18 protein-coding genes are annotated in these 26,937 nt (G+C 63.2%); 11 read left to right on the top strand and 7 right to left on the bottom strand.

Features of this window, described 5'->3' with window-relative positions; translation table 11 throughout:
• Both BMW49_RS22740 and BMW49_RS22735 read right to left on the bottom strand, forming a co-directional pair.
• Positions 1-7,433: two-partner secretion domain-containing protein (locus BMW49_RS22740; RefSeq protein ID WP_090391093.1), on the bottom strand; the 7,433-nt coding region annotated here is incomplete at its 3' end.
• Positions 7,434-7,498: 65 nt separating this feature from the next.
• Positions 7,499-9,181, bottom strand: coding sequence for a ShlB/FhaC/HecB family hemolysin secretion/activation protein (locus BMW49_RS22735; protein ID WP_069521363.1), 1,683 nt, complete (start codon positions 9,179-9,181; stop codon positions 7,499-7,501).
• Between the two features lie 349 nt (positions 9,182-9,530).
• Here BMW49_RS22735 and modA point away from each other — a divergent pair, with 349 nt between their 5' ends.
• The 3 genes from modA to modC all read left to right on the top strand — a co-directional run bounded on the left by modA (position 9,531) and on the right by modC (position 12,159).
• The gene (gene modA / locus BMW49_RS22730; RefSeq protein ID WP_069521365.1) at positions 9,531-10,274 is read left to right on the top strand and encodes a molybdate ABC transporter substrate-binding protein; all 744 of its coding nucleotides are present in this window, start codon (positions 9,531-9,533) and stop codon (positions 10,272-10,274) included.
• A gap of 77 nt (positions 10,275-10,351) precedes the next feature.
• Complete coding sequence (modB, locus tag BMW49_RS22725) at positions 10,352-11,032, top strand: molybdate ABC transporter permease subunit (RefSeq protein WP_069521367.1); 681 nt, start codon at positions 10,352-10,354, stop codon at positions 11,030-11,032.
• On the top strand, positions 11,032-12,159 hold the full coding sequence (gene modC, locus BMW49_RS22720; protein WP_069521369.1) for a molybdenum ABC transporter ATP-binding protein: 1,128 nt from the start codon (positions 11,032-11,034) through the stop codon (positions 12,157-12,159). The genes modB and modC overlap by 1 nt, the downstream gene beginning before the upstream one ends.
• A 68-nt stretch (positions 12,160-12,227) precedes the next feature.
• On the opposite strand, the gene BMW49_RS22715 is transcribed toward modC, so the two are convergent.
• A complete protein-coding gene (locus BMW49_RS22715) occupies positions 12,228-12,809 on the bottom strand; it encodes an RBBP9/YdeN family alpha/beta hydrolase (RefSeq protein WP_069521371.1) in 582 nt (193 codons plus the stop codon).
• A gap of 245 nt (positions 12,810-13,054) precedes the next feature.
• Here BMW49_RS22715 and oscA point away from each other — a divergent pair, with 245 nt between their 5' ends.
• The 6 genes from oscA to BMW49_RS22685 all read left to right on the top strand — a co-directional run bounded on the left by oscA (position 13,055) and on the right by BMW49_RS22685 (position 18,520).
• Positions 13,055-13,237: a sulfur starvation response protein OscA gene (gene oscA / locus BMW49_RS22710; RefSeq protein WP_069521373.1), complete on the top strand. Its 183-nt coding sequence runs from the start codon at positions 13,055-13,057 to the stop codon at positions 13,235-13,237.
• 153 nt (positions 13,238-13,390) lie between these two features.
• On the top strand, positions 13,391-14,392 hold the full coding sequence (locus BMW49_RS22705) for a sulfate ABC transporter substrate-binding protein (protein WP_069521375.1): 1,002 nt from the start codon (positions 13,391-13,393) through the stop codon (positions 14,390-14,392).
• 235 nt (positions 14,393-14,627) lie between these two features.
• Complete coding sequence (cysT, locus tag BMW49_RS22700) at positions 14,628-15,440, top strand: sulfate ABC transporter permease subunit CysT (protein WP_069521377.1); 813 nt, start codon at positions 14,628-14,630, stop codon at positions 15,438-15,440.
• Between the two features lie 10 nt (positions 15,441-15,450).
• Positions 15,451-16,314, top strand: coding sequence for a sulfate ABC transporter permease subunit CysW (cysW, locus tag BMW49_RS22695; RefSeq protein ID WP_069521379.1), 864 nt, complete (start codon positions 15,451-15,453; stop codon positions 16,312-16,314).
• Positions 16,315-16,372: 58 nt separating this feature from the next.
• Positions 16,373-17,356: a sulfate/molybdate ABC transporter ATP-binding protein gene (locus BMW49_RS22690; protein ID WP_069521381.1), complete on the top strand. Its 984-nt coding sequence runs from the start codon at positions 16,373-16,375 to the stop codon at positions 17,354-17,356.
• A gap of 420 nt (positions 17,357-17,776) precedes the next feature.
• Entirely contained in the window at positions 17,777-18,520 is a 744-nt protein-coding gene (locus BMW49_RS22685) for a hypothetical protein (RefSeq protein WP_090391090.1), read from the top strand.
• A 5-nt stretch (positions 18,521-18,525) separates the two neighbouring features.
• Here the strand turns inward: BMW49_RS22685 and BMW49_RS22680 are convergent, their stop codons facing one another.
• Positions 18,526-19,050, bottom strand: a complete 525-nt coding sequence (locus tag BMW49_RS22680; protein WP_069521383.1) for an Mpo1 family 2-hydroxy fatty acid dioxygenase — start codon at positions 19,048-19,050, stop codon at positions 18,526-18,528.
• 91 nt (positions 19,051-19,141) lie between these two features.
• Here BMW49_RS22680 and BMW49_RS22675 point away from each other — a divergent pair, with 91 nt between their 5' ends.
• Positions 19,142-19,843, top strand: coding sequence for a Crp/Fnr family transcriptional regulator (locus tag BMW49_RS22675; protein ID WP_069521385.1), 702 nt, complete (start codon positions 19,142-19,144; stop codon positions 19,841-19,843).
• A 98-nt stretch (positions 19,844-19,941) separates the two neighbouring features.
• Positions 19,942-21,885 carry a metallophosphoesterase family protein gene (locus tag BMW49_RS22670; protein ID WP_069521425.1) on the top strand — a complete coding sequence of 648 codons (1,944 nt, stop codon included), beginning with the start codon at positions 19,942-19,944 and terminating at the stop codon, positions 21,883-21,885.
• Between the two features lie 69 nt (positions 21,886-21,954).
• Here BMW49_RS22670 and BMW49_RS22665 read toward each other — a convergent pair whose 3' ends face one another.
• The 3 genes from BMW49_RS22665 to BMW49_RS22655 form a co-directional block, all read right to left on the bottom strand.
• Positions 21,955-23,259: an NAD(P)/FAD-dependent oxidoreductase gene (locus BMW49_RS22665; protein WP_069521387.1), complete on the bottom strand. Its 1,305-nt coding sequence runs from the start codon at positions 23,257-23,259 to the stop codon at positions 21,955-21,957.
• Positions 23,260-23,366: 107 nt separating this feature from the next.
• The gene (locus BMW49_RS22660) at positions 23,367-24,731 is read right to left on the bottom strand and encodes a glutamine synthetase family protein (RefSeq protein ID WP_069521389.1); all 1,365 of its coding nucleotides are present in this window, start codon (positions 24,729-24,731) and stop codon (positions 23,367-23,369) included.
• A gap of 622 nt (positions 24,732-25,353) precedes the next feature.
• Positions 25,354-26,859, bottom strand: a complete 1,506-nt coding sequence (locus BMW49_RS22655; protein ID WP_083251825.1) for a methyl-accepting chemotaxis protein — start codon at positions 26,857-26,859, stop codon at positions 25,354-25,356.
• Positions 26,860-26,937: the final 78 nt, after the last annotated feature.

Below are 26,937 nucleotides of genomic sequence, written 5' to 3'. Positions count from 1 at the left end.
GTTACGTCGCGGCCCTGGATCAAGGCGCCGTTGGCGGCCAGGCGGCCTTCGGCCTGGGCCAGGTAGAGCACCGGCACCAGCACCTTCTCGCCGTTCACCTCGTGCTCTTCCAGCCAGACGATGTCGTGGGTCAGGGCCGCGACTTGCTCGCCGCTCAGGGTCACGCCCAGGCTCAGGCCGAGGGCGTCCTTGCTGGCGAGGGCGTTGTCCATCAGGTAGCGGTACATCGCCTCGTCGCTGGTCAACCCGGCGAGGAAGCGCTGACCGGTGCGCGCCACCACGGCGTCACGCACCAGGCGCTGCTCGTAGAGGCCATCGCCCAGGCGTTTTTGCGCCGCGTCCGGGTCGTAGCCGAGGTTGCCCAGCAGGTAGTCCGAGCCCATAAACTGCTTGAGGTTGGTCAGCTCGGGGTTGGTTTCGATCAGGTATTTGTGGCTGCTCGGCGGGGCGACGCTTACGCCTTGCGCCAGTTGTTGGACAGCGGGATCTTCGGGGAGCGCGGTCTGCGCACTGGGGACGCCGGTGAAGACGCCCTGATCGCTGGCAGCGGCTTGAGCACCCTGGGTGTCCACGGTAAAGCTGCGCCCCTGGGCATTGACTGCGGCCAGGCTTTGCTCCTGCTGCCCAAGCGCAACGCTGCGCTCGGCCAGAGCGCTGTCTATTACCACGCCCTGGGCCTGTTGGGCGCTGGCACTTTGGGCTTGCTGGCCACTCAAGCGGAACAGGCCGTTCTCGCCCTGCGGCAGAACAAAGCCGGGGAGGGTCAGCGGGTTAACCTGCTGCTGTTGCAGGTTCGGGGGGAGTTGCGGGTTAAGCAGAACCACGGTGGTTTTGCCGGTGCCCTGAGCGGTGGTGTTGGCGACTCGGTTGGCTCCACTCTGTAGGGCAGAGTTTTCCCGAATCAGGCCGTTTTCCAAACTGCTTGTCGCATTGATAACGACATTTCCACCCGCCTGAATGATGCCTGGGTAAGACGTACTGCCAGGCGTTGTGACCTCAACATCACTCACAAGCCTGTAATTATTTAAGCGTGAAGGAAGGTCCAACAGGTTATTAGCATTATAGCTAGACGCTGGCAACTCGCCCTGCGAGAGCATATTGGTCAGGTAGTTAGATACTGTAGCGCCCGTGACAGAGTCTCTATATTCGTTATAAGGGTACCCGTCATAATCATAACCAGGAACGGGGACTGCCAAGCGGACGCCCCCCGAGCTGGTCACATAGTGAACATTGGGGAAATCTGGACTATTGCGCCTATTGTAAGAGATGACGTCACCGGAGACAAAACGTCTAACCGAACCATCTGTCACAGCAGAGTTGTAAATTCGCGTCCGTTCAATCGTGCCGCTTACTGCACCTTGATTGGTGAAATCATCCGTATTTACGTTGATATTTCTGGCAGCCGAAACATTGCTACTCTGATTAGCAAAGCTACTGCCCTGAAAGTAAAAATCACGGCCAGCCAATATATTTGATGATGGCGAACTGCTTAAAACCTCACTCTTATACGTCTCTCTCGCAACATAGTCGACGTTATAGTTATCGCCACTGCAATCATAACAACGAACAGCGATAAACCCTGAAACCAATGTACGCCCAATACTGAATATATCGCTGCGGTTATTCAGCGTACTGGCGCGAATCGAAACGTCGCCGGCGCCCTCGATGGTAGAGGAAATATTCTCCACCAAACTGGCGTTGGTTAACTGATCATCCTTGGCAATGCTCAGGCCACCCAAACTATAAATATCTGCATATTTATTGGTGAAGTTATCCACCCGCAGCGCCATATCCTCGCCGCTAAAGATCAGGCCGTTCTCATTCAGCAGCGTCGGCGCATATAACTTGAGCGCTTCGGCACTGCCCAAAGTGCCGTAGTTGTTCAGGGTGCCGGCACGTACCGTCATATCACCGGCCGAGGTAAGCCGACCGCGGTTGGTCAATAGGCCTGTGCTGGTGACCGTGGTCAACCCGCCGCCGCTGATGCGTGCGGTTGAGGTCAGGTCGATGCTGCCGGCACTGAGGCTAAGGTTGCCGAGGCTGGTGGTCTGGCCGCTGCCGCTGTAGGCACCAGTCAGGTTGAGGCTGAAACTGCCATCGCTGGCCAGCAGGCCGTCGTTGCTCCAGGTGCCGCCGCTGCCGGTAAAGGACTGGCTGGCCAGCAGTTGGCCGCTGGCGGTTTGGCTGAAGGTACCGATGTTGAGCACCAAGCGGCCGGCTTGCAGCACGCCACTATTGGTCCAGCTGTCGGCGGTAAGAGTGAACAGACCATTGCTGCTGAGGTCGCCACCGGCGCCCATCACCTGGGCCGCGCTCAGGCCGAAATTACCAGTACCGACATGCAAAATGCTGCCATTGCTGCTCTGCAAACTGCCGACATTCATGATCAGGTTGGCGTTGGCGGTTTCGATGGCGCCGTTGCGATTGTCCAGGCCGTCGGCAGTAATGCTGGTATCGCCGCTGGTGCCCAGCGCGCGCAGGTCGCCGTATTGGTTGTCGATGCTGGCGGCGGCCACGCTCAGGGTACTGCCGCTTTCCAGAATGCCGTAGCGGTTGCTCAGTGCGCCGGAGAGGCTGAAGTCGATCTGCTCGGCTGCGGCCTTGCCGCCCATGCCAGGCGCGGCGCCGTCATTATTGACGTCGCCAGCGATCACCTTCAGCAGTTGGTGGGCATAGAGGCCGCCGCCCTGGTTGTTGAAGGTAGCGGTGCCGATAGTGATCTCGGTGTCGCCCGATAGCGCGGAGATATGCCCGGCACGGTTGTCGACGCCCTTGGCCTCAATCTCCAGGGATTGCGCCTGAGTGGTGCCGGCGTCGTTGTCGAACAGCCCGGCGCTGATCAGTTTCAACCAGCCTTTGACGCTGCTAAGAAGCCCGCCGTTGCTGTCAACCGCACTGGATTTTTGCAGGTCGAGATTGCCTTCGAGACTTTCGATACGGCCGCTCTGATTGTCCAGCTTACCGTCCAGGCTTACCGTCAAATCTTGCTGGCTGCTCAGCGCACCGCCGTTGTTGTTCAAGCTCTGCGCCTGAATATCGAGGCTGCCCAACTCGCTGTGAATCAAGCCATCGGCGCTGTTGTTCAGCGCACCGCTGAGCAACAGACTGATGCCGTTACGCGCGGCCAGGGTGCCGCCGTTGGCGTTAGTCAGGCTGCTGGCGGTGAGGTCGAGCAGGCCCTGGCTGACCAGGCTAGCGCCCTGGTTATCGATGGCGGTGGCCTTGAGCACCAGGGGGCCGGCGCTGGCCAGTTGGGCCTTCTGAGTATTGGTCAGCTTACCGGTCAGGGTCAGGGTCAGCGCCGCCTCGCTGGAAAGCTGGCCGGCGCTGTTGTCGAGGCTAACGGCGGTGACGCTGGCGGCCTTCTCGCTGCCGATCTGGCCACTGCGGTTGTCTACTTCGCCAGCAGTCACGGTCAGCACGCCCTGGGTATCGATCAGGCCGCCGTCGTGGTTGTCCAGTTTTTTGGTGAGGATCAGCTCGAGGTCGCCCTCGCTGGAAAGAATGCCCTTGTCGCTGTTGTTCAGGTTGGCGGCATCGACCGTCAATTTGCCCTTGCTGACCAGAGCGCCTTCGCCACTGTTGTTCAGTACACGGGTGCTGCCGCTCAGCTCCACCGTGAGTGCACCGTCGCGGCTGGACAGAGTGCCCAAGCCGCTATTGTCCACATCGCCGGCCTTTACCGTCAGACCTTTCAGGCCGGATATAAGGCCTTCGCCTGCGTTACGTAGCGTGCTTTCACCCAGGTCGATATCGAGGGTATCGGCACTGATCAGCTTGCCCTTGTCGCCGTTGTCGATTTCGCCTGCGTGGAGGCTGTAACTCTGGCTGCTGGAGACTTCGCCTGCGCGGTTATCCAGCTTGCCCAGGTGCTTCAGGGTCAGCAAGCCCTTGGCGCTGAGCAGGCCGCCACGGTTGTCCAGGTCGCCGCCTTTCATGTCCAGGTGCAAACCGGCTTCGCCGATCAGGCGGCCTTGTTGCTGGATCAGTTGGGTCACGGTCAAATTCAGGTCGCCCTTGGCCGAGACCTCGCCACCCGTTAGTGCCAGCTCGCGGCTGGAGTTGAGACTGTCGGCAGTGAGGGTCAGGCCCGACGCACTGCTAATCAAACCGTCATCACGGTTATCCACATCTGCCGCGGTAAGTGTGAGGGCTTGCTGGCTGCTGATTACCCCGCCGCGGTTATCGAGATCGTCAATAGTGGCATTCAACGTGGTTTGGCTGACGATGCTGCCGCCCTGATTGTTCGTCTCGCCGGTGGTCAGTTGCAGGGCGCCGGCGCTGGCGAGCAGCCCCTGACTTGAGTTGTCCAGTTCGTCACTGTCGATGGTCAGCGACTGCGCGGCGGAAATCAGGCCTTGGTCGTGGTTGTCCAGCTTGCCGTCGAGGGTGACTTTCAGGTCGCCCTGGCTGGCCAGTACGCCAGCGCCGGAGTTGTCCAGGCTAGCGGCCTCGACCGTCAACTTGGCGGCAGACAAAGCCCCCTTGAGGTTGTTCAAGAGTGCCTGAGTGATATCCAGATACAGCTCCTGGCGGCTGATGATACGGCCGGCGCTGTTGTCCAACTGGTCGGCCTTGAGCAGGAAGCTTTGGTTGCTGGATATCTCGCCGCCACCGCTATTGTCGACCGCGCCCAGGTTGTTCAGCAGCAGCGCGCCGGGTGTGGCGATCAGGCCTTTTCCGCTGTTGTTCAGGGCGCCGCCCTGCAGATCAAGAGTCAGCGAGGTTTCGCTGATCAGCTCGCCGCTATCCTGTTGATCGAGGCCGGTCGCGGTGAGTTTCGCGGCGCCCTTGGCCGCGATCAGCCCCCGTTGGTGGTTGTTGATCTGGCCCGCCGTAATCGTCAGGCCGGCGCCGGTGGTGATCTGGCCCTTGTTCTGGTTATCCAGTTGGCCGGTTCCGATGGAGAGTGCCTGCCTGGCGCTGATGATGCCGCTATTGCGGTTGTCCAGGCTGCTATTGGTAATCGTCAGTTGGCCATCGCTGACCAGCTTGCCGCCCTGATTGTTCAGGGCCGCTTTATCGACGCTCAGCGCGCCGACACTGGAAAGCAGACCGCCTGCGCTGTTATTCAGGCTGGCCGCTTCGAGCGTCAGGCTGCCGCCGCTGAGCAGTGCGCCCTGGCCTTGGTTATCCAGGGCGCCGGTCAGCTGCACGTCCAGCGCTTTCTGGCTGCTCAGGGTGCCGCCAGCGCTGTTGTTCACGCTGCTGCCGATCAGCACCAGACTTTCGCGACCGGACAAGACCCCCTTGGTGTGGTTAAGCAGGCGTTGCACAGTGAGGGTCAGCCCCTGGTCGCCAATGATCAGACCGGTACCACTGTTGTCCAGCAGCGCGGTCGGTTGCCCGCTGGCCGCCTGCACGCGAACGCTGGCTTGGCCCTGGGTGGAGATTTCCCCGCCGCTGTTGCGCAGGAGCGCGCTGGCGCGAATATCCAACCCTTTGCTGGCAGCGATCAGACCGCCCTGACGGTTGTCGATGCTGTCGGCGACCAGGGTCAGTTTGCCCTCGCTGATCAGCTCGCCGGCCTGGGTCGCGGTATCGGCCTCGCCCTGCTGGCTCAGTTGCTCGACGGTAATCTCGAGATCGCCCTTGGCGGCCACCTGGCCACGGTTGGTGTTGCGCAATTCGGCGGCGGCGACGGTCATTTTGCCGTCGGCGACCAAAGTGCCTTGGTCGCGGTTGTCCAGCAACGCATCCACATCGACGCTGATGTTCGCCTTGCTGCTGACCAGACCGCCACGGTTGTCGAGGCTCTTGCCAGCGACGCTCAGTGGCTGCTCGGCAACGATCGCACCGCCTCGGTTGTCCACGGTGGCATCGGTCAGCGTCAGGCTGCCCTTGCTGAAGAGCACGCCGCCTTGGCGGTTGTCCAGCGCCTGCGCCTGGACGCTCAACGCACCCTGACTGCTGAGCATGCCTTTGCCGCTGTTGTCGAGTTCGGCGACGGTCACGTGCAAGAGGCTGTCGGAGGCAATCAGGCCACCCTGATTGTTCAACGTCCGGCCCTCAAGGGTAACGGCCGTCTGACTGGAGATTTCGCCAGCCTGGTTGTGCAGATCAGCCTTTGCTACGACGCTCAGATCCTTAGCGCTGGCGATCAGGCCGCCGCGGTTATCCAGCGCGTCGACGCCGATCGTCAGGCTGCCTTGGGACAACAGGCGACCCTCGGCGCTGTTGTTCAGGCTGGCGGCAGTGAGGATGGTATTGGTCTTGCCGCTGAGCGTGCCGGCGCGATTGTCCAGTTGCCCGTCGAGGACGGTGCTGAGTTCGCGACTGGCGATCACGCTGCCACTGTTGCGCAGGCTATCGCCGCTCAGTGTCACATCGCCGATCAGGTTGCGACTGTTATCGGCGTTCACGCCGGCTTCGATCAGCCCTTGGTTGTCCAGTTGACCGCCCTTCAGCTCAATACGCTCGCGGGCCGCCAGGCTCTGGCCCTGAGTCAGGCTCAGCGCCTGTGTGGCCTGTGCGTCTACATTGCGGCCGGCATAGGTCTTACTGGTCAGCGCGATGCTCTCGCCCTTGAGGCGGATATCGCGACTGGCTGCTGCCTGCGCCAAGGTCAACTGACCATTGGCGTCGATCTGGATATCGCCCGCACTGGCCGCCATGTCGCCGGCCAGCTTCACCCCGACCCCGCCTTCGGTTCCCACCAGGCGAATGGCCCGGGCGTACATACCGCCCAGCGCCGAGCTATCAAGGGCCAGCATCGGCTTGTCACTGCCATCATCGGCCTTGGCCGTCGCAGCCAGGCTGTCGGCATCGACCGCGTTGCGCCCGGTGACGATGTCCAGTTTGTTCGCATACAGCTCGGCGTTGAGCTTGGCGCTGCGGGTAATCAGGTCGAACTGTTCGACATTGCTGGCATTGAGGCCGGCGCCTTCGATGGCGATCTGCCCGCCATCGACGTCAAAGCGTGACAGCCGGCCATCCTCGACCACAGGCCGCCCCGTACTGAGGGTGGCGCGCGGGGTGTTGATAAAACCGCAGCCGTCGCAGGTGATGCCGTGGGGGTTGGCGACGATGACCCGCGCCGCCTGGCCAGCCACTTCGGTATAACCGCGCAGCTGGCTAGGGTTGGCGCCGGTGACCTCGTTGAGGATCATGCCGGCGGCTTTGCCCTGCAAATTGGGGTTGCCGACGATGATGCCGCCCAACTGGGTGGCCTGGGTGCGACCGGTGACGTTGTTGAGGATCAGCCCCTGCTGGCCGACGTTGTAGTCGCTGAATTTGTTGTGCGACAGGCCCTTGCCGTTGGGCGTGGCAATATTCACCACCGGGACGCCATTGCCCGCTTGGCCCAGGCTGGTATTGCCTGCGGCATTGCCGTCCACCGCCAGTTGCGCCGCAGTGGCGACGATGGGGTTGAGAAACATGACACCGGCCAGAATCAGGGCCAGGTTGCTATAGAGCGGACTGCGAACGTCCATGTAGTAATCCCCCAGGTGTTGCTCAAAGTCGTGTTGGCATGCCTGCGTCGTGGCGCAGGCGGCTTTTAGAAATACAGGTCGACGCGGAAATACAGAGGATGCTCGGCTTCAGCGATGGCATCCGGGCGCTCCAGCGACTGCGCCCAGGTCACGCTGGTCGACAGGTGCTGGCCACGCAGGTAGAACTCGATGGCCTGACCGCTCAGGCGCCCGCTCATACCCGGGTTGTAACGATTGCCCTTGATCACACCGACGTCGTAGGCCAGGGTCACCCCGTACTCACCCAGCCAGGGGCGCAGGGCCTCGACCGTGACCGGACGGCGCCAGCGCAGTTGGTTGCGCCAGTAACCGCCGCTGTCGCCAGTGAGCGATTGCTCCTTGAAGCCGCGTACCGAGTTGAGCCCGCCCACACTGATACGCTGGGGGCTGAACAGCAGGTCTTCACTCTTCTGGCCGGTGGCCAGGCTGTCGACGCTGAAGCTCTCGCCCCACAGCTGGAAAGGCTGCAAATAGCTCAGGGTCAGGCTGTACTTGTTGTAGCGGGCGACCGGCTCGCCGGGCTGCGGGTGGTTGTTGTCCTGCGCATCGAAGGCGCCAGTGCCGTGCTGCCAGCCAAGGTCCAGGTTGACGAAGGCGGTGCCAATACGGCGGCCATGGTTGAAGCCGAGCTGGAACTCGCTGAGGCGGTTACTGGACGCCTCCAGCAGGCTGTCTTCGATGTAGTTGCGTGTACGCAGGTGTGACAGGCCGACGTTGAATGCCGTCTTGCCGACGCTGTCGCGGTACACCACTCGCTCGGCCCGCAGGCTATGGCTACGGCTCTCGCCGTCGGTATGAAAGTCAAAGCCGTTAGCTTCGGCGAGGCTGCGGTAATAACTCTGGCTATAGCTGTAGTTAAAGGTCCACCAGCCATAGGGCAGGTTGTAATACAGGCTCTGACTGGCCGAGTGGCGCCAGTGATCGCTCAGGGTGTCGCCCGCGCCACGCAGGCTGACTTGATCAGCCAGACCAAGCGGGCTGTCCCAATCCAGCCCGGCGCCCCACTGCTGCTCACCACTGCTGGCCTGACCATCGTTATGCCGATTGAGCGACACGCGCCAAGGCTTGTCGCGCGCGCCTGCCAGGCGCACCCGGCTGCCGCCCACCTCTTCGCCTGGCACCAGCTCCAATTGGGCCTGGCGCGACGGCAGCCGGTTGAGCTGGTCGACCAGCTGCTCCAGCTCGCGCAGGTCCAGCACTTCACCTGTCTGGCCGGGGAAACCCATGGCCAGTTCGCGGTCACTGGCAAGCGTGGAGCTGTCCAGGCCCTCCAGGCGGCCTTCGACGACAATGACGCGCAGCACGCCCGAGGCCAGTTCCTGCTGCGGCAGGTAAGCCCGCGAGGTCACGTAGCCTCGATCGATATAGAACTGGGTGATGGCCTTGAGCAGCTCGTTGAGCTGACTTACGCCCAGGCATTGGCCGGCGAAGGGCTGGAAGATGCGGGCCTGGTCGGCCTCAGTAAGCAGTTGGGCGCCTTCCAGCCGGATCTGCTCGATCTCGAAACAGCGTTCGTCCTGGGTGGGGGCACTTTCCAGTTGCGGTGCCTCGCCCGGCAATTGGCGAAGCTCGTCCAGACGCCTCTGCTGCTCCTGCAACAGGCGCTCCTGGCGCTCGCGGATCAACTCGCGGTCGCCCGGCGTTTGCGCCAGAGCGACGACAGGAATAAAAAATAGCCAGACGGCCAAAGCACTACAGCGCAAAGACATGCTTTCAGTCCTTTGAGTAGCAGAAAAACAGCGGCGGAAAATCGACGGCGATTAGATCATGTGGCTTAAAGCCATCAAAGACGGCTTTCGTGCGTCAGTTCACAGGCGCAGGTATAGGTAGCCTTCGCCCGACAAACGGCACTTCGCCATCACGGAGCATGAACTTGATGGTTTTCAGGCCCGCATGGATGGGTGCCGTAGGCCGGCAGGCCCGATCATCGCCGCCGGCTGGCTGCGGAGGCAGCGGCCAGGGGCCGTGAGCCTCAGGTCACGCAGAGGTTGTATAGTGCGCATCGCTGTATACACCGCTATATAGCCAAGCCCCTGCGCCAACCTCACGGAATCCGCCATGCCTAGACAGCTCGTCCTGCTGCTCACTGTTCTGCTGACCGGCAGTGCCCTGGCCGACGAGGTGCATGTGGCCGTGGCCGCCAATTTCACCGCGCCGTTCAAGGCCATCGCACCCGCGTTCGAGCAGGCAACCGGACACAAGTTGGTCGCCTCCTTTGGTGCTACCGGGCAGTTCTACGCGCAGATCAACAACGGGGCGCCTTTCGATCTGTTGCTCGCCGCGGACAGCAGCACCCCGGCCAGGCTGGAGCGCGAAGGGCAGGCGGTTGCTGACTCGCGTTTCACCTATGCGATCGGCAGCCTGGTGCTGTGGTCGGCCACTGCCGGTTACCTTGACGGCAGCGACGCCGCACTCAAGGCTGGGCAGTTCAAGCACCTGGCCATCGCCAACCCCAAGGCGGCACCCTATGGCCTGGCCGCCACGCAAGTGCTGGCCAAACTGGGGCTGAGCGAGGCGACTCAGGGCAAGCGGGTCGAAGGCCAGAGCATCACCCAGACCTATCAGTTCATCGCCACTGGCAACGCCGAGTTGGGTTTTGTCGCCTTGTCCCAGGTGTACAAGGACGGTCAGCTCAACAGTGGCTCGGCGTGGATCGTGCCGAGCGCGTTGTACGAGCCGATCAAGCAGGACGCGGTGCTGCTCAAGCGCGGCGAGCACAATCCAGCGGCTGCTGCGCTGATGGACTACCTCAAGGGAGCGCAAGCGACCCGCATCATCCGTGCGTACGGTTATACGCAGTAAGCGCTTGGGCGAAGGCGGTGCGCGCGGCGCACCCTACGTGTGGGCACTCTCTTTTTCGCTGAGACCGTGGAGCTTCGATGCCGCTGACCCAGAATGACCTCGACGCCATCCTGCTTACCCTGAAGCTGGCATCGTTGACCACGCTGCTGCTGTTGCTGATCGGCACTCCGATCGCCTGGTGGCTGGCGCGCACTGCGTCCTGGCTGAAACGCCCCATCGGCGCCATCGTCGCCCTGCCGCTGGTGTTGCCGCCGACCGTGCTGGGCTTTTACCTGCTGGTGAGCATGGGGCCCAACGGCTTCTTCGGCCAACTGACGCAGAGCCTCGGCCTGGGCACCTTTACCTTCACTTTTACCGGCCTGGTGATCGGCTCACTGTTCTACTCCCTGCCCTTCACCGTGCAGCCGTTGCAGAACGCCTTCGAGGCCATTGGCCGCGCCCCGCTTGAAGCAGCAGCCACCTTGCGCGCCGGGCCCTGGGATAGTTTTTTCAGTGTGGTGGTGCCCTTGGCGCGCCCCGGCTTTATCACTGCTGCCGTGCTCAGCTTCGCGCACACCGTTGGCGAATTTGGCGTGGTGCTGATGATCGGCGGCAATATCCCCGGCAAGACCCAGGTGGTTTCGGTGCAGATCTACAACCATGTAGAAACCATGGAATACGCCCAGGCCCACTGGCTGGCGGGCGGCATGCTGGCGTTCGCCTTTATCGTGCTGCTGGCGCTGTACAGCGGGCGCGCTGGCAAGCTGAGGGCCTGGTGATGTTGAGCCATTGGTTTAGCAAAGCGCCCGTCAAAAAAGCCGATGACGGGCGCATCCAGGCGCGCTTCAAGGTGCAGCATCCGGGCTTTGCACTGGATGTCGCGCTCGACCTGCCGGGCCGTGGCGTCAGCGCCCTGTTCGGCCCCTCTGGTTCGGGCAAGACCAGTTGCCTGCGCTGCTTCGCTGGCCTGGATCGGCCCGCCGAAGGTTATCTGCAGGTCGCTGGCGAGGTGTGGCAGGACAGCGCCACTGGCTACTTTTTGCCGGCACATAAACGCGCCATCGGCTATGTGTTTCAGGACGCCAATCTGTTTCCCCACCTCAACGTGCGCCGCAACCTGGAATACGGCCAGCGGCGCATCCCCACAGCCCAGCGCCGGGTCGCCCTGGATCAGGCGCTGGAGCTGCTGGGCATCGGCCACTTGCTTGCGCGCATGCCAGCCGCGCTGTCTGGCGGCGAGCGCCAACGTGTCGGCATCGCCCGCGCCCTGGTCACCAGCCCGCGCCTGCTATTGATGGACGAGCCGCTGGCCTCGCTGGACCTCAAGCGCAAACAGGAGGTGCTGCCCTACCTGGAGCGCCTGCACGAGGAGCTGGATATTCCGGTGATATACGTCAGCCACGCCGCCGATGAGGTCGCCCGTCTGGCTGATCATCTCGTGCTTCTCGACGAAGGCCAGGTGCGCGCCAGCGGCCCCCTCAAGGATTTGCTGCTGCGCAGCGACCTGCCTTTTGCCAGCGAGGACGATGCCGAAGCGGTGATCGACGGCCTGGTCAGCGACTACGACATGCACTACGGCCTGGTGACGCTCAGTGTACCGGGCACTGCGGCCTGCCTGCGTCTGCCCCACGCAGCCCTGCCGGTCGGGCATCGCCTGCGGGTGAAGATCAAGGCGCGCGACGTCAGCCTCAGCCTGCAACGTGCCGAAGGCAGCAGCCTGCTCAACCTGCTGCCGGTGACCGTGGAACACTGGCACGACCTGAATGCTCAGGTGCTGCTGACCCTGCGCCTGGGCGAGCAGCGTCTGCTGGCGCGGATTACCCGCTACGCCTTCGACCAGTTGGCGATCCATGCCGGGCAAGCAATCTGGGCGCAGATCAAATCGGTGTCGATGCTCGCGCCGTAGCGGTTACAGCGCCGGCGCATTTCCCGGGTATCGCTCCGCTCGACCCAGGCTACCGATCTACCCGTGCCTCAGGCGCGTCGGCGCTGCTGCAGTTCGATACGGTTCTGCAGGCGATACAGGTAGGCGAAACCCTGCTCCCACTGGTGATGACCGGATTGCACGTTGATATGCCCCGCACCCCGCAGAATCACCACTTCGCTGCCCCACTGGCGCCCCAGCTCGATGGCGCGCACGGCACTGGCGGCGGCATCGTTATCGGAACCGACCAATAGACTCGGGAACGGCAGCCACACACGCGCAATCGGCGCGAAGTTCTGCAACGGGGCTGGGCAGCCGGGGCGCTCGACATCTGCCGGGGCCACCAGCAAGGCGCCGCGTACTCGACGCAGCAATTCAGCCGGCGCGTGTTGCGCCCAGTGGGCCACGGTGACGCAGCCCAGACTGTGGGCGATCAGGATGACCGGGCGCGGATCGGCCGCCAGCGCATCGTTCAGCGCCGCCACCCAGTCTGCACGGCTGGGGTTGAGCCAATCGGCCTGCTCGACCCGCACGCTGTTGGGCAGGCTGCGCTGCCAATGGCTTTGCCAATGCTCGGCGGGCGAGCCCTGCCATCCGGGCAGAATCAGATAACGGATTGCTTCGCTGCCCATGTCGGCGCCTCCTGAACCTTCTATGCCGACAGTCTAGGCAGACCTTAACCAATCTAAAAAGAATAAAAATTTATTTGCTTATTACAAAAATAATAAGCCCATGACCCGCCTTTTATTCCATAAAAGCATATAAATGTTCTTAAACAATATTTTTAAGAATATTTCAGGCTCTCTACTATCCGCTCCACGCCCCTGCTGGTGCTCACCTTCAACCAGCCCGGCAGGCGTCATCAAGGAGCCAACCCATGACCGCAACCCTGCGTAACCTCGAAGGCCAGGACGAAGCCAGCATCCTGCGCGAGATCCAAAGCGCCCTGCATGGCCTGAAGTTCGGCTCGGTGGAAATCACCCTGCACAACGGCCAGGTGGTGCAGATCGAACGCAAGGAAAAATTTCGCCTGCAGCCGCCGAGCAGCAAGAGCCTCTGAAAAACCCTAGCCCGACTGGACAACCGGAGGGCGTGACCATGAGCAAAGGCCAAACCATGACCACGCACATCCGGTACTACAGCTGTCGCCCGCGAATGCGCCGCTGAACGCACCCGAACCGCCAACATAAAAATCCAGTTTAGGAGCTGCACCATGTCCATTCGTCGTTTTGCCCTGGCCGCCCTCGCCAGTGCCCTGATCGCCGGCCCCGCTGCCGCGCAGCCCCTGCTCAACGTGTCCTACGACCCGACCCGTGAGCTGTACGTGGAATTCAACAAAGCCTTCAACGCCCATTGGCAGGCCCAGGGCAACGAAGCCCTGACCATCCAGCAGTCCCACGGTGGCTCGGGCAAACAGGCCCGCGCAGTGATCGACGGCCTGCAAGCCGACGTGGTGACCCTGGCACTGTCCGGCGACATCGACGCGATCAACCTGAACCAGCCGCTGATCGACAAGGACTGGCAGAAGCGCCTGGCCGACAACAGCACCCCGTATACCTCGACCATCGTGTTCCTGGTGCGCAAGGGCAACCCGAAAGGCATCAAGGACTGGGATGACCTGGTCAAGGATGGCGTCGAAGTCATCACCCCGAACCCGAAAACCTCCGGCGGCGCGCGCTGGAACTTCCTCGCTGCCTGGGCATTCGCCAAGAAAAAATACGGCAACGACGAAAAAGCCCTGGAATTCGTGACCGAGCTGTACCGCCACGCCCCGGTACTCGACACCGGCGCCCGCGGCTCGACCATCAGCTTCGTCCAGCGTGGCCTGGGTGATGTGCTGCTGGCCTGGGAAAACGAAGCCTACCTGTCGCTCGCCGAAGAAGGCGGCGACCAGCTGGAAATCGTCACCCCGTCGCTGTCCATCCTCGCCGAGCCGCCGGTGGCCGTGGTCGACAAGAACGTCGACCGCAAAGGCACCCGCAAAGCGGCCGAAGCCTACCTGCAGTACCTGTACAGCGAAGCAGGTCAGCGCATCGCCGCGAAGCACTTCTACCGCCCGCGCAACGCTGAAGTGGCCGCCGAGTTCAAGGATCAGTTCAAGAACCTGGCGCTTGTGACCATCGACAAGGACTTCGGTGGCTGGGCCAGCGCACAACCCAAGTACTTCGATGATGGCGGCGTGTTCGACGAGATCTTCCAGAAGATCAATCAATAACTGCGGTGGGTGCCTACACGAGCAGCACGCTCAGCCTGAGGTGCACCGTAATCCGGGAAGACAACCCGGGTTAGGTGGCGCCCGACTGATAAGGCCCACTCCAAGCCCGAACCCGCGCCACTCACCCAGGCCACGCAATGGTGTCCGCCACACACCCGTAGCCTGGGTAGAGCACCGCGAAACCCGGGGGACATCTTCCGGGTTACCGAACGTCGTCATGTGCAAAGGACGTCTTATGTCTCGTCGAACCGCCTCGGTCATACCCGGCTTCGGGCTGACCCTGGGTTACACCCTGACCTACCTGGCGCTGGTGGTACTTATCCCGCTGGGCGCCATGTTTCTGTTTTCCTTCCAGCTGACCCTCGAACAGTGGTGGAACCTGATCAGCAACCGCCAGGTACTGTTCTCGCTCAAACTGTCATTCGGTACAGCCCTGGCCGCCGCGCTGCTTAACGGCATCCTCGGTACCGTCATCGCCTGGGTGCTGGTGCGCTACAGCTTCCCCGGCCGGCGCATCATCGATGCCATGGTCGATATGCCGTTCGCCCTGCCGACGGCCGTGGCCGGTATCGCCCTGACCGCGCTGTACGCGCCCAACGGCCTGATCGGCTCGCTGTTCCCCTTCAAGATCGCCTACACGCCGCTGGGCATCACCCTGGCGCTGGTGTTCGTCACCCTGCCGTTCGTGGTGCGCACCCTGCAGCCCGTGCTCGCGGACTTTCCCAAGGAAGTCGAAGAAGCCGCCGCCTGCCTCGGCGCAAAACCGCTGCAGGTGTTCTGGCATGTGCTGCTGCCCAGCCTGCTGCCGGCCTGGATCACCGGTTTTGCCCTGGCCTTTGCCCGTGGCGTGGGTGAGTACGGCTCGGTGGTATTCATCGCCGGCAATATCCCGATGAAGACCGAGATCTTGCCGCTGCTGATCGTCTCCAAGCTGGACCAGTACGACTACCCCGGCGCCACCGCCATCGGGGTGTTGATGCTGGTGGTCTCGTTCATTTTGCTGCTGCTGATCAACATGCTGCAGCGGCGCATCCAGCCGCCAATCTGAGGAGTCCGTCATGAGCCTTGCAACCCTTGGCAAGAACCGGACGCGGCCCGCCAGCCGCTCCCCCGGCGCCATCGCGCTGATCGTTATCGCCTGGGCGGTGTTCGCGGTGATCCTCGTGCTGCCGCTGTATATCGTCGTCACCCAAGGCCTGAGCCGCGGCCTGGCATTCTTCTGGGAGGCGATCCGCGAGCCGGACGCCATCTCCGCGCTCAAGCTGACCCTGCTGGCCACAGCCATTTCCGTACCGCTGAATCTGGTGTTCGGCGTCGCGGCGGCCTGGGCAGTGACCAAGTTCGAGTTCCGCGGCAAGAGCATTCTGGTGACCCTGATCGACATGCCGTTCTCGGTCTCACCGGTGGTCGCCGGCCTGATCTACGTGCTGCTGTTCGGCGCGCAGAGCAAGTTGGCGCCGTACCTGCAGGAGCAGAACCTGCAGATCATCTACGCCGTGCCGGGCATCGTCCTGGCCACGCTTTTTGTCACCTTCCCCTTCGTGGCGCGCGAGCTGATCCCGCTGATGGAAGAACAGGGCACCACCGAGGAAGAGGCCGCGCGCCTGCTCGGCGCCAACGGCTGGCAGATGTTCTGGCATGTCACGCTGCCTAACGTAAAATGGGCGCTGGTTTACGGCGTGGTGCTCTGTACGGCGCGGGCGATGGGCGAGTTTGGCGCGGTCTCGGTGGTCTCCGGGCATATCCGCGGTTACACCAACACGCTGCCGCTGCACATCGAGATCCTTTATAACGAATACAACATCGTCGCCGCGTTCAGCGTGGCCATCCTGTTGCTGCTCATGGCCCTGATCGTGTTGCTGCTTCGCCAGTGGAGCGAAGCGCGCCTGAGCCGGCAGCTCAAGGCGAATCAGGATATTTGAATCATTCCGCTGGCTGCCCGACGCGCAGCCCGGCAATACAGATCAGCAGGTGTAACCCATGAGTATCGAAGTTCAAGGCATCAACAAGCACTTTGGCCAGTTCAAGGCGCTGACCGACATCAACCTGAATATCAACAGCGGTGAGCTGGTGGCCCTGCTCGGCCCGTCCGGTTGCGGCAAGACCACCCTGCTGCGCATCATCGCCGGGTTGGAAACCCCGGACAGTGGCAACATCGTATTCCACGGCGAAGACGTGTCCGAGCACGACGTGCGCGAGCGCAAGGTCGGCTTCGTGTTCCAGCACTACGCCCTGTTCCGCCACATGACCGTGTTTGAGAACGTCGCCTTCGGCCTGCGCATGAAGCCCAAGGGCGAGCGGCCGAACGAGAACACCATCAAGAAGAAGGTCCACGACCTGCTCGACCTGGTGCAACTCGACTGGCTGGCCGACCGCTACCCGGAACAGCTCTCCGGCGGCCAGCGCCAGCGTATCGCCCTGGCCCGCGCCCTGGCGGTCGAGCCCAAGGTGCTGCTGCTCGACGAACCCTTTGGCGCCCTCGACGCCAAGGTGCGTAAAGAGCTGCGCCGCTGGCTGGCGCGCCTGCACGAAGAAGTGCACCTGACCAGCGTGTTCGTCACCCACGACCAGGAAGAAGCCATGGAAGTGGCTGACCGTATCGTGGTGATGAACAAAGGCGTGGTCGAGCAGATCGGCTCGCCGGCCGAGGTCTACGAACAGCCGTCGAGCGACTTCGTCTACCACTTCCTCGGTGACGCCAACCGCCTGTATGTCGGCGGCGACCACCACGTGCTGTTCCGCCCCCACGAAATCCACCTGTCGCTGCAACCCGACGCCGAGCACCGCGCCGGTGAAGTCCGCGACATTCGCCCGCTCGGCGCAATCACCCGGGTCACCCTCAAGGTCGAAGGCCAGGACGAACTGATCGAAGCCGAAGTAGCCAAGGACCATGTCAGCCTGGACCAGCTAGCCCGCGGCACCACGCTGTACTTCAAACCCAAGGCCGGTCACCCCGCGCCCTGAGCTTTAACGGGCTGTTGTAGGCGCGAAGGAGGCGCCTAGCCTTTATTCGCGATTGGCCTTGATTGCGCTGAAAGCATCGCGAATAAATTCGCTCCTACAAAAAGTACATTGATCGTTCCCACGTCGAGACGTCCACGCAGCGCGGGGGAACGATCAATAAATTCGCTCGCCGTAGCGAATTTATTCGCGATAGAACGTGCAGGCGCTGCAAGCGTCGCGGCTAAAGCGCAACGCCGACCGTTCGCTCCGCCATGTTGCCGCGAAAACCTCAGCAGCGCCTGGCAATCAAGCCGCTATCGTCTGCGAAATCACTCTTTCGGGTAATTACTTGGATGTTCGTCTGCAGTACCCTAAGCACCGCCCTTGAACTACGCTGGGGCAGTCACCCTGCTCACAACAATAATAAGGAGCGCATTGGGAATGCACATCTACATACGTTTACGCCCATTACTCGGCCACCTGCTCGGCCTGCTGATCCTCTTGTCGCCCGTGGCCTTCGCCGAAGCGGTCAGCCCCCAGGAGCAGGTTCAGGTTTTCGCCAGCCGCGCCACCAGTAGCCTGCTGCTGTTACGCGGCGAAGGTTTTCAGAAACGTCACCAGGCCCGCCTGGAGGGCGACATCGAGGCCCTCGCCAGCGCCGTGCAGGACTTGCCACAAGCCAGCGACACCCTGCGCAACAGCCATCAGCTATTGGTTACCGAACTGCGCCGCGGTGTTTCCTTTGGCCCCAGCGAAGACGATATGCCCTGGGGGTATCCCCAGGCCCTGAGCAAAGCACTGCGCGATTTTCTCCACGAAGCCCGTCAGCAACCCAATACGGGCGGCAGCGAGCTGTCGGCCAAGATCGAGTACCTGGCCGTGCAGTACCTGAGCCGCGCCTATATCGGCAGCTTCGAGATTGCCCGCGAACAGCCGGATACCTACCTGGGCCAGGACGAACGCCTGCTGGTGCCGGCCATCGACGCCGAACTGGCCGGCCTGGGAGATACCGACAACCCGGAACTCACCAAGTTGAAGGTGCGCTGGGACTACCTCAAGGCCGCGCTCAATGACATGAACAGCAAGAGCAACACCCTGCAAAGCGTCTCAGGCCGGCCATTCGCGCCCATCACCGTGGACCGTCATACCCGCTCGCTGACCTCGCAGTGGATGGCCATGTACTGACCCGCTCAGGCCCTCACGCGTTGCTCGCGCAGCGCCGTGGGGCCGGCGCGCTCGACCACCACCTGCTCCACCTCGCGGCGCAGGCCGAGGAGGAAGGCTGCCTCAGCGACCACGAACAGCGGGCCGATGATCAGCCCCATGATGTCGTCGACGAACGCCGGCTTGCGGCCCTCGTAGTAGTGGCCAACAAACTGGATCACCCAGCCGATCACGAACAAGCCCAACCCCGCGCCCAGCCAGACGCCGGTCGACTGTTGCGCCAACGCAGCCGCAGCCCACAGGCAGAGCCCGAGCAAGGCCCCCATAAACAGACCAAAGCGCAGATCCAGGCGCAGATAGAACAACCCGGCCGCCAGCGCTGCCAGGCTCGCCGGTGATAGCCACAGGCCGGCGAGCGACAGACCTGGGCGGGCGAGCAAAATGGTCACGGCCAGCAGGATCATCGGGATGCCGATGAAGTGCGTGGCGATATTGCGTGGATCACGGTGATAGGCCGCGTATTGGGCCAGGTGATCGGTCAGTGTCTTCATTGTTATTGTCCTCAACCGGGATAGGTCGGACGATAATGGCGCCAACCGCCGGCATGACACTGTCCGCTAGCCGACACACTGAGGTCCCTGAATGCCCGAACACGCGCTTTACCGCGCCCAGTTGCGCGAAGGCCACTGGTTCAGCGCCCTGCCCGAGATATTGCAAACCACCCTGTTGGCGCGCGCCAGCGTGGTCCGCCTGGCGCCCGGCCAGCGCTTGTTCCGCCGTGGCGATCCGCCCAGTGGTCTGTATGCCGTGGTCGAGGGCGCGATGCGCGTTGGAGCAGTGGCCGCCAATGGCAAGGAGGCGCTGCTGACCCTGGTCGAACCGCCCTATTGGTTCGGCGAAATTTCCCTGTTCGATGGCCAGCCGCGTACCCACGACGCCTTCGCCGACGGCGCCAGCACCCTGCTCTGGGTGCGCCAGGCCGAGTTGCTCAACCTGCTCCAGCAGCACCCCGCCTACTGGCGCGATTTCGCGTTGCTGATGAGCCAGAAACTGCGCCTGGCCTTCAATGCCTTGGAGGAAATCAGTCTGCTGCCCGCCGCCCCTCGGCTCGCCCGGCGCTTGTTGCTGATGGCGCAGAACTACGGTGAAGGTGAGCCGCGCCAGGTGCTGCACCTGGCCCAGGAGCAACTGGCGCTGATGCTCGCCCTGTCCCGCCAGACCACCAACCAGATCCTCAAGGAGCTGGAAGCTCAGGGCATCCTGCGCCTGACCTACGGCGAGATCGAGCTGCTCGACCTGCCGCGCTTGCAGGCTGCGGCACTCCAGGCCGGCGCCGCACGTTAAGATGCTGACACAGTCCCCAAACGAACACTGGCAGCTGGCCAGTGTCTGAGCGCTGTCAGCCACCATTGATCGCCTTGCCGAGAGCCCGCCGTATGCCGATGCCCCATGCCCACCCCGCCCCGTCTCTGCCCGAGGTGCTTGCCGGCCCGCTGCTGCGCCGCCTCGAACAGCAACGGCTGGTGCTCTGGCTGGTCGCATCAACGCCCTTGCAGTTGCGCCTGCAGTTGCACCCAGCCGACGCCGCGCTCCGCGACTACGCGCTGGATCAACACAGCTGCCGGGTGCTGCCGATTGGCGAGCACGCCTTTATCCACCTGATCGACCTGCAGCTCGACCAGGCGCTGCCCCAGGATGCGCAGATCGACTACGACCTGCTGATCGGCAACGCTGAGGGCGCGCGCGGCATCGCCGACTGGGCGCCGCACCTGCTGTATGGCGAGGCGCAACGGCCGAATTTCGTCCTGCGTGCACAGCTCGACAACCTGCTCCACGGCTCCTGCCGCAAACCCCACCATGCCGCCGCCGATGGCCTGCTCTGCGTCGACCGCTTGCTCGGCGAAGCCCACGCGCCCGAAGAGCGCCCGGCACTGCTGTTGATGACCGGCGATCAGGTGTATGCCGACGATGTCAGCGGCCCGTTGCTGCGCGCCATTCACCAGGTCATCGCATGCCTCGGGCTGTTTGGCGAGCGCCTGGAAGGCGCCATTGTCGAAGACAGCGATGCGCTTTATGCGCACCCGGCCGGCTACTACCAGCGTGCCGATCTGCTGCCGGAACTCGACAGCAACGAAACCCTGCGCGAGAAGTTCTTTGGCGGGGTGAAAAAACCGATCTTTACCACCAGCAGCGCCGACAACCACCTGGTGACCCTGGCCGAAATGCTGGCCATGTACCTGCTGGTCTGGTCACCAACCCCCTGGACCCTGCTTGACGCGGAAATGCCGCCGTTGAGCGAGGAGCAGGCCGCGCGCTACCAGACCGAGCGCGAACATATCGAAGCCTTCCGCGGCGGTCTCGGCAAGGTCGCACGTGCCCTGGCGCACCTGCCGACGCTGATGATCTTCGACGATCACGATGTCACCGATGACTGGAACCTCTCGGCCAAGTGGGAAGAAACCGCCTACGGCCATCCGTTTTCCAAACGCATCATCGGCAACGCCCTGAGCGCCTACCTGCTGTGCCAGGGCTGGGGCAACAACCCCGACGTATTCGACGACTGCCTAGAGGCGCTGGACGCCATGCAGGCCGGCCGCGATGGGCGTGGACACCTCGACAGCGACACCCAGGACACACTGATCGACCAGTTGCTGAGCTTTCACCACTGGCATTACGTGCTGCCGAGCAGCCCGGCCCTGGTGGTGCTCGACACCCGCACCCGGCGCTGGCGCAGCGAGCGCAACCTCAAGCGACCGTCAGGCTTGATGGATTGGGAGGCGCTGTGCGAATTCCAGCAGGCGTTGCTCGACCACCGTTCGGCAATCATCGTCTCGCCGGCACCGATGTTCGGCGTCAAGCTGATCGAGGGCATTCAGAAGCTGTTCAGCCTGGCCGGCCATCCGCTGATGGTCGATGCAGAAAACTGGATGGCGCATCGTGGCGCGGCCAAGGTCATGCTGAATATTTTCCGCCACTCGCGCACGCCGGGTAATTACGTGGTGCTGTCCGGCGATGTGCATTACTCGTTTGTCTACGAGGTGCACATCCGCCAGCGCAACGAGGGGCCGGCGCTGTGGCAGATCACCAGCAGCGGCCTGAAAAACGAATTTCCGCCCCGCCTGCTCGACTGGTTCGACCGCCTCAACCGCTGGCTGTACGCACCCTGGTCGCCGCTCAACTGGCTGACCAAACGCCGGCGCATGCAGGTCAAACCGCGCTTCCCGTCACGCAGCAAAGCCGGTGAGCGCCTGTGGAACGGCGCCGGGGTTGGCCAGGTACGCTTCGACGAGCAAGGCCGCCCGCGGGAAATCCTCCAACACAACGCCGATGGCTCGCCCAGCACCGCGTTCGTCAAAGACCGCGACCAGACCCGCCGCCCACGCTAAGCGCACGGAGTAGCCTGGGTGGAGCGCAGCGATACCCGGGAAACGATGCCCCAGTGTCGCTTCGCTCGATCAGCGCAGCTTCTCCAGCATCTGGTAGTACCACATGCCGGCCGCCAGCATCGGGTTACCGAACACGTCGCCCAGCGGCACCTTGATGTGTCTGCAGGCGGCGAAGGTGTCGTAGTGGCCCAGCGTGCCGGTCAGGGCATTGGCCATGATCTCGCCCATGATATGGGTGGTGGCGATGCCGTGGCCGGAGTAGCCCTGGCAGTACCAGACGTTGTCCGAGAGCTTGCCCAGCTGCGGGATGCGGTTGATCACGATGCCCATGGCGCAGCTCCACTGGAAGTCGATAGCGACGCCCTTGAGCTGCGGGAAGGTCTGCTCGATGCCCGGGCGCAGTTCGGCGGCGATATCCCGCGAATCACGCCCGGAGTAGTTGCAGCCACCGCCGAACAGCAGGCGACCGTCGGCGGTCATGCGGTAGTAATCGAGGACGAAGCGGCAGTCGTACACGGCCAGGTCCTGCGGGTTGATCTGCTTGGCCAGCTCACCCAGCGGCGCGGTGGTGACGATGCCGCCCATGGCCGGGAAGATCATGCCCTTGAGCTTTTTCGGTTCCAGCTTGTGGTACACGTCACCGGCCAGCAGCACCTGCTTGGCGTTGATCCGCCCGTTGGCGGTAACCACTGCTGGGTTGGCGCCGTGGATGATCTCCAGCACTTCGCAGTGTTCGAAAATCAGCGCGCCCAGGCTGGCCGCCGCCTTGGCCTCGCCAATGCACAGGTTGAGTGGATGCAGGTGCATATTGCGGGTGTTCTTCAGCGCGCCGCTGTACAGGTCGCTGGCCAGGTGGCTACACACGCCGTCGCGGTCGAGCAGGGTCACGTCGGCACCCATGCCACGGCGCTGCGCTTCGGCGTAGGTGGCTTCCAACTCCTGCATATGCGCCGGTTTCATCGCCGCGTGCAGGTGGCCGTGCTTGAGGTCGCACTGGATGGCGTATTTCTCTACGCGGTTCTTGATGATTTCGTGGCCGCGCCAGCGCAGGTGCCAGATAAAGTCCTCGACCTCATCGCCCAGGCGGTTGCGCATCTGCTTGGTCATCGCCGCATCACCTGACAGGCTGCCGGTGACTTGGCCGCCGTTGCGCCCGGTGGCGCCCCAGCCGATCTTGTTGGCTTCGACAACCGCCACCTTAAGGCCGCGCTCGGCCAACTCCACGGCAGACGCCACGCCGGTAAAACCGCCACCGATGATCACCACATCGACGCTGACCTCGCCTTGCAGGGTCGGGTAGTCGGTTTCTTCATTGAGCGAGGCCGAGTAGTAGGACGGCGCGCGCTCGGCGGCAGGTTGGTTGCTTGCGTTCATTGCATGTCCTTGGGGTGCGCTCGCACCAATGAATCAGTCGTCGCGGCTAAAGCCCCTCCCACGGAGCGGACATCCCATGTGGGAGGGGCTTTATCGAATAGGAGCCTTCAGGCGTTGCTCAGGTACCAGCGCCAATCCTGCTCGCCAACCTCGGCCATAAACTGACGGTACTCGGCGCGTTTGATCGCCAGAAACACCTTGAGAAACGCCGAGCCCAGGGCCTCGTGCGCCCAGCTCGAACGCTCCAAAGCCTGCAGCGAGGTCAACCAATCGGTGGGCAGCAGAGTCGTGGCCTGGGCATAGCCGTTGCCTTCGATGGGCGCACCAGGGTCGAGGTGCTCGACGATGCCACGGTGGATCGCGGCGAGAATCGCCGCCGCCGCCAAGTAGGGGTTGGCGTCGGCGCCGCAGATACGGTGCTCGATATGCCGAGTGACCGCCGGCCCACCCGGTACACGCAGCGACACGGTGCGGTTATCCACCCCCCAGGTCGGCGCCAGGGGCGCATAGCTATTGGCCTGGAAACGCCGGTAGGAGTTGGCATTGGGGCAGAACAGCAGTAGCGAATCGAGCAGGCTGGCGAGCATGCCGCCAACCGCCTGACGCAGCAGCGGTGTGCCGGCAGGGTCTTCGTCGGCGAACAGGTTGGCGCCCGCCGCATCGGCCAGGCTGACGTGCATGTGCATGCCAGTGCCGGCCAGGTGGTCGAACGGCTTGGCCATAAAGCAGGCCTGCATGCCGTGCTTGTGCGCCACACCCTTGACCAGGCGCTTGTAGCGCACCGCCTGGTCCATGGCCGCGAGGGCCGGGCCATGCTCCAGGGTGATCTCCACCTGCCCCGGCGCGTATTCGGAAATCGCCGTGCGCGCCGGGATGCCCTGGGCCTTGCAAGCGGCATAGAGGTCGACGAGGAACGGCTCGATCTGCTCCAGCTCGCGCAACCCGTACACCTGGGTGCTGCGCGGGCGCTGGCCGTCGGCATCCAGTGCCGGCTGCGGATGCCCGGCCGCGTCACGTTTCTGGTCGAGCAGGTAGAACTCCAGCTCGCAGGCCATCACCGGGTGATAGCCCTCGGCTTGCAGGCGCTCGATTACCTGCACCAGCACCTGACGCGGGTCGGCGACCGCCGCCGGCATGCCGGACTGCGGGTGCATGCTCACCTGCACGGCGGCCATGGGCATCTGCCGCCAGGGCATGCGCACCAGGCTGCCGGCCAACGGGTAGGCACGGCAATCAATATCACCGACGTCCCAGACCAGGCCGGAGTCTTCGACGTCATCACCATTGATGCTCAGACCAAGGATGGTGCTCGGCAGCGGCCGGCCGCTCTGGTACACGGCCAGCAGTTCATCGCGGTGCAACAGCTTGCCGCGCGGCACACCATTGGCGTCGATGATAAACAGCTCGAACAGCTCGATATCCGGGTTTTGCGCGAGGAACGCCTCGGCGTGGTGCAAGGGGGCGAATGACATGCGGCTCTCGTTAGCGCACTAGGGCGCAGGGCGGCTCGCGACAGGCGAGCGGGCAATGATCGGCAGGTGCCGAGGGTCTGTTGACGTTTCGTCGCGAGCCGCGTTGCCGCGAAAAATCTCGCCAGGCTAGGCGGAGGACGCAGGGAATGGTTATTCCCTTGCCAAGTCCTCCAACAACGCATGGCGAGATTTTGCGCGCAACCCGAAGGGCCGGGCCCGTTTTAGCGCGATGCGACGTTTCTCGATGGCTCATTTAGCTCACTAAACTTCGCATCTCGTGCCTTGCCTCGCGCTAAAACCGGCTCCGGCGCGGCCGCGAACGAAACGTCAGCAGACCCTAGAAGCGCCAGGGTTACGGATCAAGCCGTGAGAATATCCGGCGGGCGGGCGTGGCGGCAGTGCCACAGCGCCCAGAAGGCGAGCGTCTGGGGCAGCTGGGTGGCTGCCGCAAAGCCGCAACGCTTGCGCAAGGGCGCCGCGTAGAGGGGGGCGAGGGACAGCAACAAGGAAGGACACATGACCTGCAGGTTCACACAGGGCAACAGGTCAATTAAATTCTGTTTTTTGCACGCTTGGTTATTGCCCGACTAAACATTGCGCAGCGCAGATCAGCCTCCCCAACTCAGGGCTCCGGCTTGTAACCCAGGCGCAAACCGCCCCAATGCCGGCCCTGGACCATGATCGGCACCGACAGATCGTGCATCAGCTCGCCGGTGTCGCGCATGTAGGTCTGCAACAGCAACGGCTGCTGATGGCTGCCGCAACGAATCCCGGTGCGGTCATTGAACAGGCGCTTGCTGCGGCTTTTCACGGCATCCACCGCACGGTCGCCGGTAGGCGGGTGGTTGAACGCCGCGTTGTGGGTCGGCACATAGCCTTCCGGCGTGGTGCTGATGGCAAACACCATGCCTTCATGACCCTTGAGCAGCGGCTCCTGCAGTTGCGGCAAAACCTGGTCGGCATAACTGTCGAAGCGTGTGCGGTACTTGGTCGGGAAGGTGTCGGGGATGGCCTGGTAGCGGCGGTCGAACAGGTCATCCAGGCTCAACCGCCCGGCCTGCACATCGGCCTCGAAGCGCGCGGCAATAGCCGCAGCGCCCTCGCGGGCCAGGTCGTAGACGCGCTGGTGGTAATCGTCCAGGCCGACCACCGCCAGTTGCTCGCTGACGGTTTCCGCCTGGCCGACCAGTTGCTCGGCAGCGCTGGCCAACTGGCGCGTCTGGCCTTCGCTGGCCTGGGCATCACCACGCAGTTGCTCGACCGCGACGAACAGGCTCGCCAGGCGCTCATGGTTGCTCGCCGTGCCCTCGTTGATCTGCGCCACCTGGCCTTCCACCTCCAGAGCCAGGTTGGCAATGCCATGCAGTTGCTCGCCGGTGTGCTCGATCTGCGCTGCGGCCTGGTCCAGCTCGCTGGCCTGCTGCTGGATATGGCTGACCACCGCCGCGCTCTGCTGGCGGATGTCGCTGACCATCTGTCCGACTTCCTCGGTGGCCGTGGCGGTGCGCGCAGCGAGGTTGCGCACCTCATCGGCGACCACGGCAAACCCGCGACCCTGCTCCCCCGCGCGGGCCGCCTCGATGGCCGCATTGAGCGCCAGCAGGTTGGTCTGGCTGGCGATGGACTGGATCACCAGGGTGACCTTTTCGATCTGCTCGGTACGCGCGCTGAGCCCATCGATCAGCTCACGGCTGGCGGCTGTTTGCGCACTCAGGCGCTGCATGCGGGCGATGGCCTGCTGCAATTGCTCCTGCCCGCTGGCGCTGTTGTGACGCACGGTCTGCGCGGCGGCCAGGGTCTGCTCGGCGCGCTGGGCGTTATCCTGCTCGGTATGGGTGATGGCATCGGCGCCCTGGCTGATCTGCTCGACCGCGGCCAGTTGCGATTGCAGCTTACCGGCCAGTTGCTGCACCGCATGGGCCACATGAGCGGCCGACAGCGCGTTATGGCAGGTGTGCCGGGAGAGGGTCTGGCTCAGGCTGTCCAACGCTTTGCCGGCCTTGGGCGGCGCAGCATCACTCTCATCCAGACGGCGCTGCCAAGGCCCCAGCCAAGGCCACAAGGCCAGCAGCAAAAAAGACGGGATGCTCACATACCAGGGCAGCACAACCTGCTGATACACCCCCATCAAGGCCGCGAGGCCGATGGCGTGCAGGGCGCACGCCTTGGGGTGGCTGACGAATGCAGTACGACTCATGGCGAACCT

This window comes from Pseudomonas cuatrocienegasensis, from assembly GCF_900110925.1.
Classification (GTDB): Bacteria; Pseudomonadota; Gammaproteobacteria; order Pseudomonadales; family Pseudomonadaceae; genus Aquipseudomonas; species Aquipseudomonas cuatrocienegasensis.
Note: the sequence above shows the minus strand (reverse complement) of the source record. Positions and strands in the feature narration are given on the sequence as shown.

Excerpts from the sequence above, each read along its gene's own strand:
- BMW49_RS22735 (WP_069521363.1), bottom strand. The coding sequence starts at position 9,181 with ATGTCTTTGCGCTGTAGTGCTTTGGCCGTCTGGCTATTTTTTATTCCT.
- modA (WP_069521365.1), top strand. The coding sequence starts at position 9,531 with ATGCCTAGACAGCTCGTCCTGCTGCTCACTGTTCTGCTGACCGGCAGT.
- BMW49_RS22660 (WP_069521389.1), bottom strand. The coding sequence starts at position 24,731 with ATGTCATTCGCCCCCTTGCACCACGCCGAGGCGTTCCTCGCGCAAAAC.
- modB (WP_069521367.1), top strand. The coding sequence starts at position 10,352 with ATGCCGCTGACCCAGAATGACCTCGACGCCATCCTGCTTACCCTGAAG.
- BMW49_RS22655 (WP_083251825.1), bottom strand. The coding sequence starts at position 26,859 with ATGGGGGTGTATCAGCAGGTTGTGCTGCCCTGGTATGTGAGCATCCCG.
- BMW49_RS22690 (WP_069521381.1), top strand. The coding sequence starts at position 16,373 with ATGAGTATCGAAGTTCAAGGCATCAACAAGCACTTTGGCCAGTTCAAG.
- oscA (WP_069521373.1), top strand. The coding sequence starts at position 13,055 with ATGACCGCAACCCTGCGTAACCTCGAAGGCCAGGACGAAGCCAGCATC.
- cysT (WP_069521377.1), top strand. The coding sequence starts at position 14,628 with ATGTCTCGTCGAACCGCCTCGGTCATACCCGGCTTCGGGCTGACCCTG.
- BMW49_RS22680 (WP_069521383.1), bottom strand. The coding sequence starts at position 19,050 with ATGAAGACACTGACCGATCACCTGGCCCAATACGCGGCCTATCACCGT.
- modC (WP_069521369.1), top strand. The coding sequence starts at position 11,032 with ATGTTGAGCCATTGGTTTAGCAAAGCGCCCGTCAAAAAAGCCGATGAC.
- BMW49_RS22665 (WP_069521387.1), bottom strand. The coding sequence starts at position 23,259 with ATGAACGCAAGCAACCAACCTGCCGCCGAGCGCGCGCCGTCCTACTAC.
- BMW49_RS22705 (WP_069521375.1), top strand. The coding sequence starts at position 13,391 with ATGTCCATTCGTCGTTTTGCCCTGGCCGCCCTCGCCAGTGCCCTGATC.
- BMW49_RS22715 (WP_069521371.1), bottom strand. The coding sequence starts at position 12,809 with ATGGGCAGCGAAGCAATCCGTTATCTGATTCTGCCCGGATGGCAGGGC.
- BMW49_RS22675 (WP_069521385.1), top strand. The coding sequence starts at position 19,142 with ATGCCCGAACACGCGCTTTACCGCGCCCAGTTGCGCGAAGGCCACTGG.
- BMW49_RS22685 (WP_090391090.1), top strand. The coding sequence starts at position 17,777 with ATGCACATCTACATACGTTTACGCCCATTACTCGGCCACCTGCTCGGC.
- BMW49_RS22670 (WP_069521425.1), top strand. The coding sequence starts at position 19,942 with ATGCCCCATGCCCACCCCGCCCCGTCTCTGCCCGAGGTGCTTGCCGGC.
- cysW (WP_069521379.1), top strand. The coding sequence starts at position 15,451 with ATGAGCCTTGCAACCCTTGGCAAGAACCGGACGCGGCCCGCCAGCCGC.